Annotated in this window: 11 protein-coding genes; 5 read left to right on the top strand and 6 right to left on the bottom strand. The window is 65.0% G+C overall.

Annotation, left to right across the window (positions count from 1 at the left end):
* Positions 1-113: 113 nt before the first annotated feature.
* From KY496_RS03850 to KY496_RS03830, 5 genes are all read left to right on the top strand, one after another.
* On the top strand, positions 114-1,025 hold the full coding sequence (locus KY496_RS03850; RefSeq protein ID WP_219863954.1) for an isoaspartyl peptidase/L-asparaginase: 912 nt from the start codon (positions 114-116) through the stop codon (positions 1,023-1,025).
* Positions 1,022-1,900 (top strand): cyanophycinase, encoded by an 879-nt coding sequence (locus KY496_RS03845; RefSeq protein WP_219863952.1) that lies wholly within the window; start codon positions 1,022-1,024, stop codon positions 1,898-1,900. Before KY496_RS03850 ends, KY496_RS03845 begins: the two co-directional genes overlap by 4 nt.
* On the top strand, positions 1,897-4,485 hold the full coding sequence (gene cphA, locus KY496_RS03840) for a cyanophycin synthetase (protein ID WP_219863950.1): 2,589 nt from the start codon (positions 1,897-1,899) through the stop codon (positions 4,483-4,485). Before KY496_RS03845 ends, cphA (KY496_RS03840) begins: the two co-directional genes overlap by 4 nt.
* A 224-nt stretch (positions 4,486-4,709) precedes the next feature.
* The gene (locus KY496_RS03835) at positions 4,710-5,027 is read left to right on the top strand and encodes a transposase (protein ID WP_005671221.1); all 318 of its coding nucleotides are present in this window, start codon (positions 4,710-4,712) and stop codon (positions 5,025-5,027) included.
* 11 nt (positions 5,028-5,038) lie between these two features.
* Positions 5,039-5,887 (top strand): IS3 family transposase, encoded by an 849-nt coding sequence (locus KY496_RS03830; RefSeq protein ID WP_229520521.1) that lies wholly within the window; start codon positions 5,039-5,041, stop codon positions 5,885-5,887.
* A gap of 106 nt (positions 5,888-5,993) precedes the next feature.
* On the opposite strand, the gene KY496_RS03825 is transcribed toward KY496_RS03830, so the two are convergent.
* The 6 genes from KY496_RS03825 to KY496_RS03800 form a co-directional block, all read right to left on the bottom strand.
* Entirely contained in the window at positions 5,994-7,322 is a 1,329-nt protein-coding gene (locus KY496_RS03825) for an IS4 family transposase (protein ID WP_219863948.1), read from the bottom strand.
* Between the two features lie 77 nt (positions 7,323-7,399).
* Positions 7,400-8,413, bottom strand: a complete 1,014-nt coding sequence (locus tag KY496_RS03820) for an IS110 family transposase (RefSeq protein ID WP_005664362.1) — start codon at positions 8,411-8,413, stop codon at positions 7,400-7,402.
* A 373-nt stretch (positions 8,414-8,786) separates the two neighbouring features.
* Positions 8,787-11,420 (bottom strand): cyanophycin synthetase, encoded by a 2,634-nt coding sequence (gene cphA, locus KY496_RS03815; protein WP_219863946.1) that lies wholly within the window; start codon positions 11,418-11,420, stop codon positions 8,787-8,789.
* A gap of 89 nt (positions 11,421-11,509) precedes the next feature.
* Positions 11,510-12,964 (bottom strand): iron-containing redox enzyme family protein, encoded by a 1,455-nt coding sequence (locus KY496_RS03810; RefSeq protein WP_157225697.1) that lies wholly within the window; start codon positions 12,962-12,964, stop codon positions 11,510-11,512.
* 146 nt (positions 12,965-13,110) lie between these two features.
* On the bottom strand, positions 13,111-14,886 hold the full coding sequence (locus KY496_RS03805; RefSeq protein WP_184237337.1) for a thiamine pyrophosphate-requiring protein: 1,776 nt from the start codon (positions 14,884-14,886) through the stop codon (positions 13,111-13,113).
* A 95-nt stretch (positions 14,887-14,981) separates the two neighbouring features.
* Positions 14,982-15,596: an isochorismatase family protein gene (locus tag KY496_RS03800; RefSeq protein WP_005670365.1), complete on the bottom strand. Its 615-nt coding sequence runs from the start codon at positions 15,594-15,596 to the stop codon at positions 14,982-14,984.
* Between the last annotated feature and the right edge of the window lie 110 nt (positions 15,597-15,706).

Genomic DNA, 15,706 nt, shown 5'->3' with positions numbered 1-15,706 from the left:
CACGGCGGCGCTACCGATATGGTTCAGACGGTTGCTTTTGCATAATGTCTGCTGGTCGCACACGGAGCTGCGCGACCAATGACGATAACAATAATGCAAAAGGATTGGACGAGATGAGCAAGCCTCAACAAGCTGGCGCCGTCGTGGTACACGGTGGCGCCGGCGCGTCGCGCGAGAACGAAGATGGCTGCGTTCTCGCCGCGCGCCGCGCATTGGCGCAGCTGGAAGTCAACGGCGAGGCGCTGGACGCCGCCATCGCCGCAGTCAGCGCCCTCGAAGACGATGGCCGCTTCAACGCCGGCAGCGGTTCGGTGCTGTGCCTCGACGGCGCCACCGTCGAAATGGATGCCTCGATCATGGATACCCGCGGCCGCCTTGGCGCGATCGCCTGCGTGCAATCGGTGAAGAACCCGGTGCAGCTGGCGCGCGCGGTGGCCGACACGCCGCACTGGCTGCTGGCCGGCGACGGCGCCACGCGCTTCGCGCGCGCGATCGGCATGCCCGAGAGCCTGCCGACGTCGGAACGCCAGCGCGCCGCGCATCGCAAGATCATGACGCAGCTGGCCGGCTCGGTGCCGGTCATGCCGGGCGTGAACAACGCGCTGTTCGAGCGCTTCTGGAACTACAACACCCCGTTGAACCTGCCCGAAGGCGTCGCCTGCGACACGGTCGGCGCCGTGGTGCGCGGCGCCGACGGCCACTTCGCGGTGGCCTGCTCCACCGGCGGCTCGGCGCCGTCGCTGCTCGGTCGCGTCGGCGACACCCCGATCATCGGCAGCGGCTTCTATGCCGGGCCGGAAGGCGCGGTGGCGGCGACCGGTATCGGCGAACACATCGTGCGCCACCTGCTGGCGCGCACGGTCTATGGCTGGATCGGAGACGGCATGCCGCTCGACCGGGCGCTGCAGCGCGGAATCGACCTGTTCGCGCCGGAGATCAAGGTCGGGCTGATCGCGGTCAGCCGTCATGACGCCGGCGCCTGCAGCAACAGCGACATGCCTTACTCGAAAATGGTGCAACGATGAGCGAACAAGCGAAACAGAAGAACGGCCACCTGGTCATCATCGGCGGCGGCGAAGACCGCAAGCACGACATGGAAATCCTGTCGCGCTTCGTCGAACTGTCGGGCGGCGCCAGCGCGCGCATCGTGGTGATCACGGCGGCCAGCCAGATCGCCGATGAAATGTGGCAGATCTACGACGGCGTGTTCGGCACACTGGGCGTGAAGGAACGCGCCCACTGCGAGATCACCAGCCGCGAAGACGCCAACAGCGAAGACTTCGTGCGCAAGGTGGGCGAGGCCGACGGCATCTTCATGACCGGCGGCGACCAGAAACGCCTGCTGGCCCTGATCGGCGGCACCGCCATGGACGCCGAGATGCACAACGCCCTCAAGGTGCGCGGCGCCACCATCGGCGGCACCAGCGCCGGGGCCTCGGCCATGTCGGGTCACATGCTGGCGCAAGGCCGCACCGACCTGCTGCCCGAGAAAGGCTCGGTGAGCCTGGGCGCGGGTCTCGGATTCCTGCACCGCGTGGTGGTCGACCAGCACTTCTCGGAACGCCAGCGCCTGTCGCGCCTGTTGTCGGTGGTGGCCCAGAACCCCTATCTGCAGGGGATCGGCATCGACGAAGACACGGCCCTGATCGTCGAGCGCGGGGTCGGCATCGAGGTGGTGGGCGAAGGCGCGGTGACCGTGGTCGACGGTCGCTCGATGAGCACCAATGTGGCCGAGATCAAGGACCGCGCCACGCCGGAGCTGATCGACGTGCGCCTGCACCTGCTGCCGGCCGGCAGCAAATATGCACTGCCCGATGGCCAGGAGCAGACCGGCAAGCGCGTGCCGCCCCAGCTGCTGGACTTCCTGGAAAACGTCACCAAACGGACGACACTGTCATGAGAATCAAGGAAAAACGCCTGCTGCGCGGGCCCAATCTGTACGCCGCCAGTCCGTGCCTGATGGCGCTGGTGGACAACGGCGGCGCCAAGGGCCGCGGCTTTTCCGCGCGCCTGCTCGCACTGCTGCCGGCGCTGCCGCTCGAGGCCGCGGTGCGCCTCGCCGACGACGCGCTGCTGGTCGACGCGCTCGAACCGGTGGTCATGGAGTTGCAGCGCCTGGCCGGCGCCCCGGATGAGCACAGCGCCACCCTGCCGGTCCTGGGACAGCCCGAGCGCCGCCGCGTGGTATGCGGCTACGCGATCGAGCAAGTGGCCGAGGAAGCGCTGCGCACCGCGATCGCCCTGCTCGACGCGCTGGCGCTCGACCAGGCCTTCGACCTGGACGCCGCCGTCGCCGAATTGCGCGACACCGCCGAGCACCATGCGATCGGCACCAGCACCGGCGCCGTCGTCAACGCCGCCCTGCGGCGCGGCATCCCGGCCCTGCGCCTGCTTGATTCGGCAAACCTGTTCCAGCTGGGCTGGGGCAGCCGCCAGAAGCGGCTGCAGGCGACCATCACCGGCGCCACCAACTCGATCGCGGTGGGCATCGCCAGCGACAAGCAACTGACCAAGGCGCTGCTCGACGGGGCCGGCGTGCCGGTGCCGGAAGGCGACGTCGTCACCACGGTCGAAGCGGCCCAGCGCATCGCGCGCCGGCTCGGGCGGCCGGTGGCGATCAAGCCGCTGGACGCCAACCAGGGCAAGGGCGTGACCGTCGACTGCGTCGGCCTTGACGCCGTGGCGCGCGCCTTCGAGTTCGCGCGCAAGCATGGCCGGCGCGTGATCGTCGAGGAATACCTGCGCGGCCGCGACTACCGCGTGCTGGTCACGGGCGGCAAGATCGCGGCCGCCTCCTGGCGCCGTACGCCGCACGTGACGGGCGACGGCAAGTCGACCATCCGCGAGCTGGTCGAGCTTGAAAACCGCAACCCGGCGCGCGGCGATGGCCACACCAACATCCTCACCAAAATTCCGCTCGACGCCCTGGCCGACGAGACGCTGGCCCGGCAGGGATATGACCTCGACACGGTCCTGCACGATGGCGTGAGCGCCGACCTGCGCGGCAACGCCAACCTGTCGACCGGCGGCACCGCCGAGGACGTGACCGACCTGCTGCCGGAAGAGACGCGCGACATCTGCATCCGCGCCGCGCGCACCATCGGCCTGGACGTGGCGGGCATCGACATCATCTGCGAAGACATCGCGCTGCCGCTGCGCGCCCAACGTGGCGGCGTCATCGAGGTCAACGCGGCGCCGGGCATCCGCATGCACCAGTACCCGAGCCGCGGCACGCCGCGCGACGCCGGCGACGCCATCGTCGAGGCGCTGTTCGGCGGCTGCAACGGACGCATCCCCCTGGTGGCCGTCACCGGCACCAACGGCAAGACCACCACCAGCCTCTTGATCGAGCACACGGTGCGCATGGCGGGCCTGCGCACCGGCGTGACCACCACCAGCGGCGTCTACCTGAACGGCCAGCTGGCCTATGAAGGCGACTGCACCGGCTACCATTCGGCGCGCAGCGTGCTGGGCGCGCCGGACGTCGACTTCGCGGTGCTGGAAACGGCGCGCGGCGGCATCCTCAAGCGCGGCCTGGCGTACGACCGCTGCGACGTGGCGGTGGTGCTGAACGTCTCGGCCGACCATCTGGGGCTGGACGGGATCGACACCATCGACGACCTGGCGAGGGTGAAGGCGGTGGTGGCCAAGCGCGCCTCGCGCGCGGTGGTGCTCAATGCCGAGGACACGTATTGCGTGCGGATGGCGGCCGAGCTGGCCGACGGCGTCGAGATCATCTATTTCGCGCTGGACGCCGAGGATCCGGTGCTGCTGCGCCATGTGGAGCACGGCGGGCGCGGGGTCTACCTGCAGGATTCGACGATCGTGATCGCGAGCGGCCTGCGCCACGAAGCGCTGATGGACGTGCGCGAGATGCCCTCTTCGCTGGGCGGGCGCGCGCGCTACAACATCGCCAACGCGATGGCGGCGGCGGCGGCCTTGATCGCCTGCGGCTTCGCCAACCACGAGATCGCCGACGGCCTGCGCGGCTTCGTCTCGGACAGCAAGCACAATCCGCTGCGTTCGAACCTGTTCGACGTGGACGGCGTGACGGTGGTGGTCGACTACGCCCACAACTGCGCGGCCTACGCCGCCCTGGCCGAGATGGCGCGCGCGATGACGCCGGGCCGCCTGGTCGGGGTGGTCGCCGCCCCTGGCGACCGCCGCGACGCCGACCTGGTCGACATCGGCCGAACCTGCGCCGCCGGCTTCGACGAACTGGTGATCTACGAAACCGAGAACCGCGGCCGCCCCGCCGGCGAAACCGCCACCCTGCTGGCGCGCGGCGCCAAGCTCGGCAAGATCGACGCCGAGCAACTGCAGGTGGAACTGGACGTGCACCGCGCGATCCGCCTGGGCCTGTCGATGTGCCGTCCGGGCGACGTGCTGGTCTTCGGCTGCGGCTCCTCGATCTCCGAACTGACCGAGGCCCTGCGCCCCACCCGCCCCGACCTCGCGCGCCGCATCGACGCCGCCACGATCTGACCCAACGGCCCTCCCGGGCCGTTTTCTTTCCCCATCTCCAATCAGGGTCCAATCAGGGTCAGTGTCGAATCCAATCAGGGTCAGTGTCGAATTGTTTGACAACTTTTGCTGATGAGCCGTTAAATCGACTCTGACCCTAATTATCTGCGGAGCAATTGGCCAATAATTCGACTCTGAGGTAGCCCGGGTTTGGTGGACATCCAGAATAGGAGACAATGGAGCCTATGGATGACACTAAGACCCCAGCTGCAAAGCGCACCATTCACACCAGCGACTTCAAGAAGCGTGCCGTCGCCAGACTCAAGCAGGAAGGTAACGCAACGGCGCTCGCTCTTGAGCTTGGAGTGCCGCGCAATCAGCTGTACAAGTGGGCCAAACGGCTCGAGGAAGCTGGTACTGACAAGGCATTTAAGGGCCCTGGTCGCCCGGCCGGAGTGGAAGAAGATGAACTTGCTAAGCTGCGTCGTGAAAATGAGCGCCTCAAGCTGGAGAACACCATCTTAAAAAAAGCGGAAGCGTACTTTGCGCGACGCAAGCCGTAAAGTACGCATTCATTCATGAGCACATTGGGGTACATCCGGTGGCCATGATGTGCCGCTTGTTGAAGGTCAGCCGTAGCGGTTGCTATGCATCGCGCGAGCGCCCGGAAAGCAAGCGTAGCAGCCAGGATGCGGCGCTGCGTTCACGCATCGAGGAACTGCACGAAGCCCACCGCCATGCTCCTGGCACGATCAAGATGTGGCATCTGCTACAAGCCGAAGGACTACCTTGCGGCCGTAATCGCGTGGCCAAGTTGCGTCGTATCGCAGGCATTGAGACGCGTCGCAGCGCGCGCTTTAGAAAAATGCGCACCTACCAAAAACTCGAACCGCCAGCAGATGACTTGGTCAAGCGTGCATTCGACAGGAAGGCGCCAAACAAGGTGTGGGTAGGCGACATGACCCAGATCGCAACCCGCAACGGCCCCCTCCATCTGGCCGCATTCATCGACCTATGCACACATCGCGTCGTCGGCTGGACCACCGGTGCAAGTCAAACTGCGAAGCTGGCAATCGCAGCGCTGCAGAATGGATTTGAGCAGCAAAAACCGCAAGCAGGTCTGATCTGTCACACCGATCAAGGCTCGCAGTTCGCCTCCGCCATATTCAGAAATTATCTGAAGGATCAGCAGGCGCGACCAAGCATGAGCAGGCGAGGAAACTGCCACGACAATGCCGTGGCAGAGAGCTTCTTTTCGAACCTGAAGAACGAAGTAACCCATCACACGATCTACGATAATCACGAGTCAGCATTGGCTGCAATCGCTGATTACATCGACGTGTATTACAATCAACAGCGCCTCCACCAAACCCTCGGCTACCGAACGCCCGCTCAGGTGGAAAAAATGCACAGGTGTACCTGATTAACCCTGTCCACCAATCCGGTGCATCTCACTCCGACCCCAATTAATTCGCCGGCGTATTTGAGCAATTGCTCAATAATTCGACTCTGACCCTAATGCCGCTAAGTTAAGGTTTTCTCGATAGCCGTTTTTCTGTATACCGTTGAGCTACTGCCTTAACGACGCGGTCAAATTTTCGTCCGGGTCGTTGCGCTTTCAGTTCGAGTACCAACCGTCCACGTAAGCGCTTAAGCATCTCCGGTATCCTCCCTTGTGCTGTTGCTGGGCCGGTCATCATCAACTCGTTCTGGATGGTCATCAGGGCAGTAGTAAAACTGATGCTCGTCGGTTCGCATTTCGCTTCCAGCGCGGCCTTGGCGATCTCAACGCGAATCAGGTTATAAGCGATCATCGCCCCCCAGATTTCCTGCTCGGTACCGCTGACCGTCATGCTGCGCAGGGTCAACTCCGAGCCCATCATTGACTGCTTCAGTTCCCTATAACTTGTTTCGATACGCCAGCGTCGGAGATAACAAGCAATCAAGTCAACCGCCTTGAACTTCTTGCTATCCATCAGCGACGTAAGCAGGTACCGCTGTTTTCCCGATCCGTCATCCGGTGTTCTTACGGCGCGCACGCGCCAAGTCTCTGGCAGAGCGGGATCTTTTTTGCGTGCAGCAGGCGAGACAATCATTTCCACGATGCCATCGTCGTCCGTGCCTAGGATTAGAGTCCATTTGGTGTTGCTCTTGGCGGGAACAAGGAAGTGTCGATTCGTTCCATGGTTGACGAGATTGCATAGTAGTTGCGCTGACAGAAAGCCTCGGTCAAACACAGTGAGCGAGTCGTCAGGAATGCTCTCGAGCAGAGAGTGGGCATGCGTCGTTTCGCTGATGTCGTAGCGTCCAAAACGGGCATCACGGATCAGTTGGGTTTCCATCATCATCAGGGTCACGCCGCGTGCTTGTGGATAGCTGGCAACCTTGTTGTTGGGGTAGATTTGAGAACCAAAGTGCTCGCGATTGTCTGGGCTATCTGCCAGGCGCAATGTCGTGCCATCCATGGCAAGCAGATGCAAGCCCTTGAACAGATAATGCGCTTCATCGTGCGCAATCCACTGCCGCGACGACTTGTGAAACAACCATTCAAGCGGCTCGGAGCCCAAGCGTTGTCGAGCTTGCGTTGTCGCGCTGGAGGTGATGCAACGGTCTGCCAACTCGGGCAATGCCAGGTCGAGCGAGTCGACAATGTCCTTGACGGAACGGTGTCGATAGATCGCCAGAGCAATGACTAGCCAGACGACCTGCTGCGCGGGTAACCGCCGAGAGCGGATAGTCGCTTTATCGTTCGCTACTAACGCAGCTTCCACCCATTCGTAGGGCAGATGTTCGCCAAGGCGGCTCCACTCAAGAGGATTAGGTAGGTCAATGACGAGGGGGATGGCATCAGAAAGCATGGCCGAAAGTTAACATTTCTGAGCCACGTTTACAACGAAAAAATGCCGCAAAGATCGTTAACTTAGCGGCATTAGGGTCAGATACCGTCTTGGATTGCAAGGTTTTTGTGAAGGTAATTGGCGTCAAATGGCTTGCCGGTTCGAACGACGCCGTAGATCAGATGCGCTAGCTTATGGGTAACAGCGCTGATCACTGCTCGCTTGGCCATGCCGTTCGCTAATAGGCGTTCGGCGAATTGATGCAGGATTGGATTGTGTCGGCGTGCGACCATACTGGGCATGAAAAGCGCTGCCCGTAGCGATGTGCTGCCGGTTTTGCAGAGCATTGTGCGGCCTTTGAGCGACGTGCCCGAGGTTCGCTGTTTGGGTGTGACGCCCAGGAAGGCAGCGAAGGCTTTCGCGTTTTTGAAGCGACGAATGTCGCCAAGATGGCCAAGTATGCGGGCAACCGTCGTCATCCCCAGCCCAGGGATACTGGCGATGAGTGCGGCATCGTTCTTCAATCCTGGATGGCGATCAATGTGATCGTCGATATCATCCTGCAGCTTTCGAATCTCGGCATCAAGCCATTTGATGTGCTCAGCGACGTTGTCGGCAACGTCTTGTAAGCCTGCCACGATGTGCGCTTCTATGCGGTTCTGTTCCTGCTGCCGAATGTCCTTCAGGGACTGCACGCGCAAGGTCCATGCACGCAGCTGGCGCTGCTCAAGCGGCGGCGCAACCCAAGGCTCCGGATTCATCGCCGCGCAATAACGCGCGATCAAGGCAGCGTCGATTTCGTCATTCTTGTTGCGGATGTTCTCGCCCGATCCAAAGCCCTTGATACAGGCTGGATTAACCACGCTGACCTTGAATCCCTCAGCGTGGAGCGTCGTGGCGATCGCCTCGTAGTACACACCTGTCGCCTCCATACAGATGTGCAGCGTCGCCAGCGATGCTTTGGAGTCACGTAACCACTCCACCAGCGCACGATGCCCTGCGGATGTGTTATCGAATACCTTCGCCTTCAACTTCCCATTGATCAGCAAGGCCAAGTCTAGCTTCTTCTTGCTGACATCGATTCCCAGCACGTCATTACGTGTCGTGTTCATTTTTGGCCTCTCTCGTATGCGGGCTCCACGCCGTGTGCGATGGCCCAAGATACCGTTCGGACTAACAAAATGAAACGGGCAGAGGCACCTATCTGACCCACGTGCTCAACGGCACTCGAGTCGTTCGGCATCACTCCGCCCGACCGCTTCGTCGCCATCATAGACCAGCTCCGCCGCGGCACCTTCAATATACGAGAGTCGAATTGTTTGACAACTTTCACGGATGAGCCGTTAATTCGACTCCGACCCTAGTTGTCCGCCAAGCTATTGGCCAATAATTCGACGCTGACCCTCATTGATTGCGGGGCGAATTTGGGAAATTGCCCAACAATTTTACTCTGACCCTCATTGAGGGACGGCCAGGGCGACCGAGTCAGGTGGTTTGGGCGGCGATCAGGTCGGCGCTTTCGGGGTCGGTGGCGCGGATGGCGTCGACGAAGACCTGGAGCGACGAGCCGCAGGCGAAGACCAGGACGTCGCCTGGCTCGCACAGGCTCAGGCCCAGGCGGATGGCGTTGCCTACTTCCAGTTCGCGGTGCAGGGTGTCGGTCAGGCCGACTGCTTCTTCGGCGCCGGCCAGGATCAGGTCGACCGCTTCGCCCACGGCGCGGCCGCGGCTTTGCGATTCGTAGACCACCAGTTCGTCAAAGCGGGCGCCGCATACTTTGCCCACTTCGCGCAGGTCGCTGTCGCGGCGGTCGCCGGGGGCGGTCACGATGCCGACCAGTTGGCCCGGGAGCATGCCGCGCGCCATGTCGGCCATGGCGGCGTATGCCGCCGGGTTGTGGGCGTAGTCGACGATCACCGTCACGCCGCGCACGTCGAACATGTTCGTGCGCAGCGGGTTGGTGCGGCCGTTCGACACAAAAGTGGACAGGCCGGCGGCGATCTGCAGGTGGCTGAAGTCGGACGCCATCAGGGCCGCCGCAGCGGCCAGCGCATTGGCGATGTTGAAGCGGGCCAGGCCGCCTAAGGCCACCGGCATGCTTTCGACCTTGATCACCGCCTGCTGGATATGGCCGTCGGCGATCACCACTGCGCCGTCCTGCAGGTAGGCGCCGCGGCCGCCGTCTTCCAGGTGCTTGAGCAGCACCGGGTTTTCGGCATCCATCGAGAAGAACAGCACTTCGGCGCCCGGCTTGACGCGGCGCGCCATCTGCACGCACAGCGCGTCCTCGGCGTTGAGCACCACCGCCTTCGACGCCGATTGCGCCACCACCGCCTTCACCTGCGCCAGGTCCTCGACCGTGTCGACGCCGTCCAGGCCCAGGTGGTCGGCCGCGATGTTCAGCACCACCGCCACGTCGCAACGGTCATACGCCAGGCCGCGCTTGAGGATGCCGCCGCGCGCCGTCTCCAGCACCGCGATCTCCACTTCCGGCGCGTGCAGCACCGTGCGCGCCGACCAGTAACCGGTGCAGTCGCCCTTCACCACCTGCTTGCCGTCGATGAAGACGCCCTCGGTGGTGGTCACGCCGGTGACGCGCCCCGCCATGCGCGCCGCATGCGCGACCAGCAAGGTGGTGGTGGTCTTGCCATTGGTGCCGGTCAGCGCGATCACGGGAATGCGGCCATCGGACGCGCCCATCAGGCCATCGACGATCGCCTCGCCGGCGTCGCGCGCCTCGCCCGCGCTCGGATACTGGTGCATGCGGATGCCGGGCGCCGCGTTGACTTCGATGACGGCGCCGCGCTGCGCCGCCAGCGGCTGGCCGATGTCCTCGCACACGATGTCGATGCCGGCCACGTCCAGGCCGATCTTGCAGGCTGCACGCACGCACAACAGGCGCGTCGAATCGGGCAGCAGGTCGGTCACGTCTTCGGCGGTCCCGCCGGTCGACAGGTTGGCGTTGCCGCGCAATTCGGCCACCACGCCCACGGGCAGCACGCTGTCGAACTCGAAGCCCTGGCGCGACAGCATGTCGGCCGCATGCTCGTCGAGCGCGATCCGGGTCAGGATCGTCGCATGGCCGGCGCCGCGCGCCGGATTGGCGTTCTCGATTTCCACCAGCTCGCGGATGGTCTTGATGCCGTCGCCCACCACGTGGGCCGGACGGCGGCGCGAGGCCGCGGCCACGCGCCCGCCGGCGACCAGCACGCGATAATCGCACCCCTTCACATGGCGCTCGACGATGATGCGGCGCCCGTACTGGCGCGCGAACTCGAACGCGCGCGCGACGTCGTCCGGCGTATTGCAGTCGACCGTCACGCCCTTGCCCTGGTTGCCGTCCAGCGGCTTCAGAGTCACCGGCCCGTTCAGGCGGCGCGCCACGCGCTGGGCCGACTCCACGGTAGTGACCACGTCGCCCTCCGGCACCGGCACCCCGGCTTCCTTCAGCAAGGCCTTGGTCAGCTGCTTGTCGCTGGCGATCTTCACGGCGATGAAGCTGGTGTCGCCGGTGGTCGTGGCCTGCAGGCGTTTTTGCCGGACGCCCCAGCCCAGCAGGAACAGATTGGCTTCGTCGGTGATGCGCTGCACCGGAATGCCGCGCTCCTGCGCCGCCGCGATCACCGCGGCGGTGCTGGTGCCGATCGCATAACGTCCGGCGATCTCGCGCAGCTCCTCCAGGCGCGGCCCCAGCTCGAAACCGTCGCCGTGCGCCAGCGCCGTGACCAGGTCGAGCGCCAAGTCGAACGCCGGCTCGGCCAGCTTCTCGCAGCTGTAGGCGCACACGATGCGGAACTGGCCCGGACGGCCGCTCACCGGGCGCGTGCGGCCAAAGCTGGCCGGCGCGCCGGCCAGGGTTTGCAGTTCCAGGGTCACGTGCTCGATCACGCGGCCCAGGTAGGTGCCTTCGCGCAGGCGCTGGGCGAAGCCGCCGGGCTGGCCGGCGGGCAGGCGCTCGCCGTGCAGCGACGGCAGCAGCTCGAGCAGCGCGTGGTTGAAGCCGGGCAGGTCCTTGGTGGACTTGCCGTACAGGTCCTGCAGGTCGACCACCGACAGCAGGCATGGCGAATCGGCGTGGACGTTCGGTCCGCGCAGGAAGCGTTGTTCGAGGATTTGCACGTGTGATTTCCTTGTAATAGTCTTATTTGTAGCCACGGCCGGCACGCGCTCTCTATCGCGTGCCGGCCGTTTGTCGCAGTGCGGGCGCTTCAGGCGTCGAACAGTTGCGTGTACATGCGGGTAGCCATCAGGCCCACCGCCGTATGGTGAATCTCGGGCGACAGCAGGCGGCCGAGCAGCTGCATGGCCTCCTGCTTGCCGTTGGCCGCCGCCACCTGCTGCTCCAGCAGGCGCAGCTCGTTATCGGCGTCGGCATCGTCCAGGTTGGCGTGGCGGCGGATTAGGCCGCGCACTGGATGCGCATGGCTGCGCTGCGCCCCCTGCCCCAGTTGGTCGAGGGTGCGCTGGCGCGCGCGCGCGGTCAGCACGCGCTGGGCGCTGGCCGGCTTGCCGTCGGCGGTGGAGGTGATCCAGTCGCGCAGCACCTGCAATTCGTAGGCGTTGAACACGCCGAACATCTCGGCCCGCTCGCCTTCGACCAGGCGCCAGAAGCGGCTATGCTCGACGTCCTCGCCGCGCTTGATCCAGCCGGCGCCTTCGAGGGCGGCCAGGAAGGCCGGGATCTGCGCCGGGTCGGTCAGCCAGTCGTTGACCGAGCGGCCGGCGACGCGGCAGTAATCCGAGTGCATGTTCTTGCCCACGCCGCTCTTGGCGGCCAGGATGCCGACCAGTTCAGATTGCAGGTCGAACTCGCCGATCACCGAGGTCGTGCTGGCGCCCAGTTCGTTCAGGCGGTAGCCGTCGACCACGCGCTGCCAGAAGGCTTCGCGGTCGCCGACCTTCGGCATCAGGTCGTGCACCGCCTGCACCGCCTTGCGCGCATGGCCGCTGGCGGCGTTATCGACCGTCACGTGCAGGGTGAAGTAATACGGGTCGATGCCCAGTTCGTTCAGCTCATAGGACGTGATCAACAGATGCAGCGGCAGCTGTTCGTAGCCCAGGTTGTAGCCGACGACTTCGGGCAGGAAATGCTCGGCGTGGTGGCCCAGCGCCAGCTGCAGCGCGCCTTGCAGGAAATGGTCGTCGCCCAGGTCTTCCCAGCTTTCGCAGCCGTGGGTGGCCAGCAGCTTGCGGTACAGCGTCACATGGTTCTTGTCCGGCAGGCCGTCGCCCAGTTCTTCGAGATAGGTCTTGATCAAGGGGTGGAAGGCGACGTCGTCCCACTGGCGCGTCAGGCCATACAGCCAGGCGCCGTCGACCAGCTTGGTCGGGGCCACGCCCTTGATGAAGTACAGCGCATGCGCGCGGCACGAGAAATAGCGGCGCGGCGCACCGTTCTTGCGCGCCGCGAGGTAGTCGCGGTACTGCTGGCCGACGATCTCGGTGCGCTGTTCGATCCACGCCTGCAGCTGGTCCAGGTTCGCGGGCAGGTCGGACGGCAGCTCGCGCGCGACCGCGATCTGGGCGGCCACGAAGTCCTTGGCCTGTTGGGGCGTCGCTGACGGATCGGCGTACAGCGAAAAGTACAGGTCCTTCGCGCCTTCTGCGGTGGCAAGGGGCGCGGTCTCGACGCGCGGCGCGTCGGCTAACAACATTGGTGTCATGTCTCGCATCGTGAAGTGTCCCATGGACGATTACCGACATTATCCAAGCTGGACCATGTTGCGAAAATCGGTAGGCGCGCTGCGAGGATGTAAGAGAGGGATTACAAAATAATATCTCGCAGCGCAGCAATCGCTTGCCAATTTGCTTACGCCGATGCGTCGCCACCCTGCTGGCGCATGCCGCGTTCGACGTCGGCCGCCTCGGGATCGCCCTTCTCTTGCGCCTGCCGATATTTCTCGGCCTGGGCATCGACGATGTGCGGCGGGAATGGCGGAATGTTCGGATCGGCCAGCACTTCGAGCACGAAGGGCCGGCCGGCCGCCAGGGCCTGGTCCCAGGCCGCTCCGAGCGCGTCCGGATCGTCGACCCGCACGCCGTCCAGCCCCAGCATGCGCGCGTACTCGGCATACGAGAAGTCGGGCAGTTCCTGCGACGCCTCGTACTTCGGCTCGCCCTGCATGCCGCGCTGTTCCCAGGTCACGAAGTTCAGGTCGCGGTTGTTCAGCACCAGCACCACGAGCGTGGGATTGGCCCAGTCGCGCCAGTGGCGCGCGATCGTGATCAGGCCGTTCATGCCGTTCATCTGCATGGCGCCGTCGCCGGCCAGGGCGATCACCGGCCGTCCCGGATGCGCCATCTTGGCCGCCATCGCATACGGCACTGCCGACCCCATGGTCGCCAGGCCGCCCGACAGCGACGCCATCATCCCGCGCCGCAGGCGCAGGTGCAGCGCATACCAGGCCGACACCGAGCCCGAATCGCCGGTCAAGATCACGTCTGACGGCAGGCGCGGCGACAGCTCGCTGAAGGCGCGCTGCGGGTTGACCGGCTTGCCCGGCTGACGCGCGCGTTCGTCCAGCACGCGCCAGCTCTCGGCCACGTTCGACTCGATGCGCGCACGCCAGGAGCGATCGTCCTTGCGCCGCAACAGCGCAATCAAAGCGCGCAGGGTCGCGCGTGCGTCGCCCGCCAGATTCACGTCCATCGGATAGCGCAGGCCAAGCATGGTCGCGTCGACGTCGATCTGCACCGCCTTCACGCTGCCTTCCTGCGGCAGGAATTCGGCGTACGGGAAGCTGGAGCCGACCATCAGGAGCGTGTCGCATTCCTTCATCATCGCGTCGCTGGCCTGGGTGCCGATCATGCCGATGGTGCCGGTGCAGAACGGCAGGTCGTCCGGTACCACGGCCTTGCCCAGCAGCGCCTTGGCGATGCCGGCGCCAAGCAGCTCGGCCGCCTCGACCAGTTCGTCCAGCGCGCCGTGGGCGCCGGCGCCGGCCAGGATCGCGACCCTGTCGCCGGCATTGAGCAGGTCGGCGGCGGCGCGCAGCGCTTCCGGGGGCGGCACCGCCGCCTCCAGCGCGGCGCCGACGCCCGAGAAGGTGTTGCCGTGTTCGCGCGGCGGATGCGGCACCGCGTCTTCTTCCTGCAAGTCGTTCGGGATGATGATGCAGGTCACGCAGCGCCGCGCCCCGGCGATCCGGAATGCGCGGTCGATCAGGTGACGCACCTGGGCGGCGTCGGTCGCCATCTGCACGAACTCGCCCGCCACGTCCTTGAACAGCGTGACCAGGTCGACCTCTTGCTGGTAGTGGGCGCCGAGCGCGGAGCGCTGCTGCTGGCCGACGATGGCGACCACCGGCTGGTGATCGAGCTTGGCGTCGTACAGGCCATTGAGCAAGTGGATGGCGCCGGGACCGGAAGTCGCCAGGCACACCCCTACCTCGTTGGTGAACTTGGCGTGGCCGCAAGCCATGAAGGCCGACATCTCTTCGTGGCGGCACTGGACGAACTCGATCGCGTCCTGGCGCCCGAAGGCGGCCAGGATGCCGTTGATGCCGTCGCCCGGATAGCCATAGACGCGCTGCACGCCCCATTGCCCGAGACGCTCGATCAGGAAATCTCCTACGGTGCTGGTCATGCCGGTGTCCTTTCGCAAAGATGGAAAGGCGATCCTAGGACGACCCTGCAGGGACTACCGTGCGCCAGCGTCCAGAGGGACGCAATCGCGCGGCGTCAAAGACGCGCGCCCAGCTCCACGTCGGCCACCAGGCCATGCTCCGACAGCCGCACCGGCACCGCGCCGGCGCCCAGCATGCGGGTCATCGCGTGGTCGCCGTCGCCGGGCTGGACGTCGACCGCGCGCATGGCCTCGGCGACGATCAGGATCTCGAAGTCGGCCAGGCCGTCGAGCACGGTGTTGAGCACGCAATAATCGGTGGCCAGGCCGCACACCGCAAGACGCCGGATGCCGCGCGCGCGCAGCGCCCGCGCCAGCCCGGTGCCGCTGAAGGCGGAATACGCATCGACCTCGACCGTGTCGGCCTTGGACACCACGATGACGTCGTCCGGCAGCGTCAGTTCGGAAGAAAAGCCGGCGCCTTCGGTGCCGGCCACGCAATGCGGCGGCCATGGGCCGCCCTGGCCGGCGAAGGAGCAATGCAGTTCGGGATGCCAGTCGCGCGAAGCATAGACCGGCAGCGCACGCGCCCGGTACAGGTCGATCAGGCGGTTGATCGGCGCGATGACCTGGTCGCCATGCGGGACGCCCAGTTTGCCGCCGGGAAGGAAGTCGACCTGCAGGTCGACGATCAGGAGGGCATCGCCCTGGCCGAGCACGATGGCGCTCATGAGACATCTCCACTTCGAGGACGCGCACGCGGCGTCAAAGATGGCAGATTAACATGAAGCGCCGGCGGGGGCGATGCGGCGGGCCGGAATGGCCCGCCGTGTGGAGCGCG

The sequence above is a fragment of the Massilia sp. NP310 genome, assembly GCF_019443485.1.
Classification (GTDB): Bacteria; Pseudomonadota; Gammaproteobacteria; order Burkholderiales; family Burkholderiaceae_D; genus Telluria; species Telluria timonae.
Note: the sequence above shows the minus strand (reverse complement) of the source record. Positions and strands in the feature narration are given on the sequence as shown.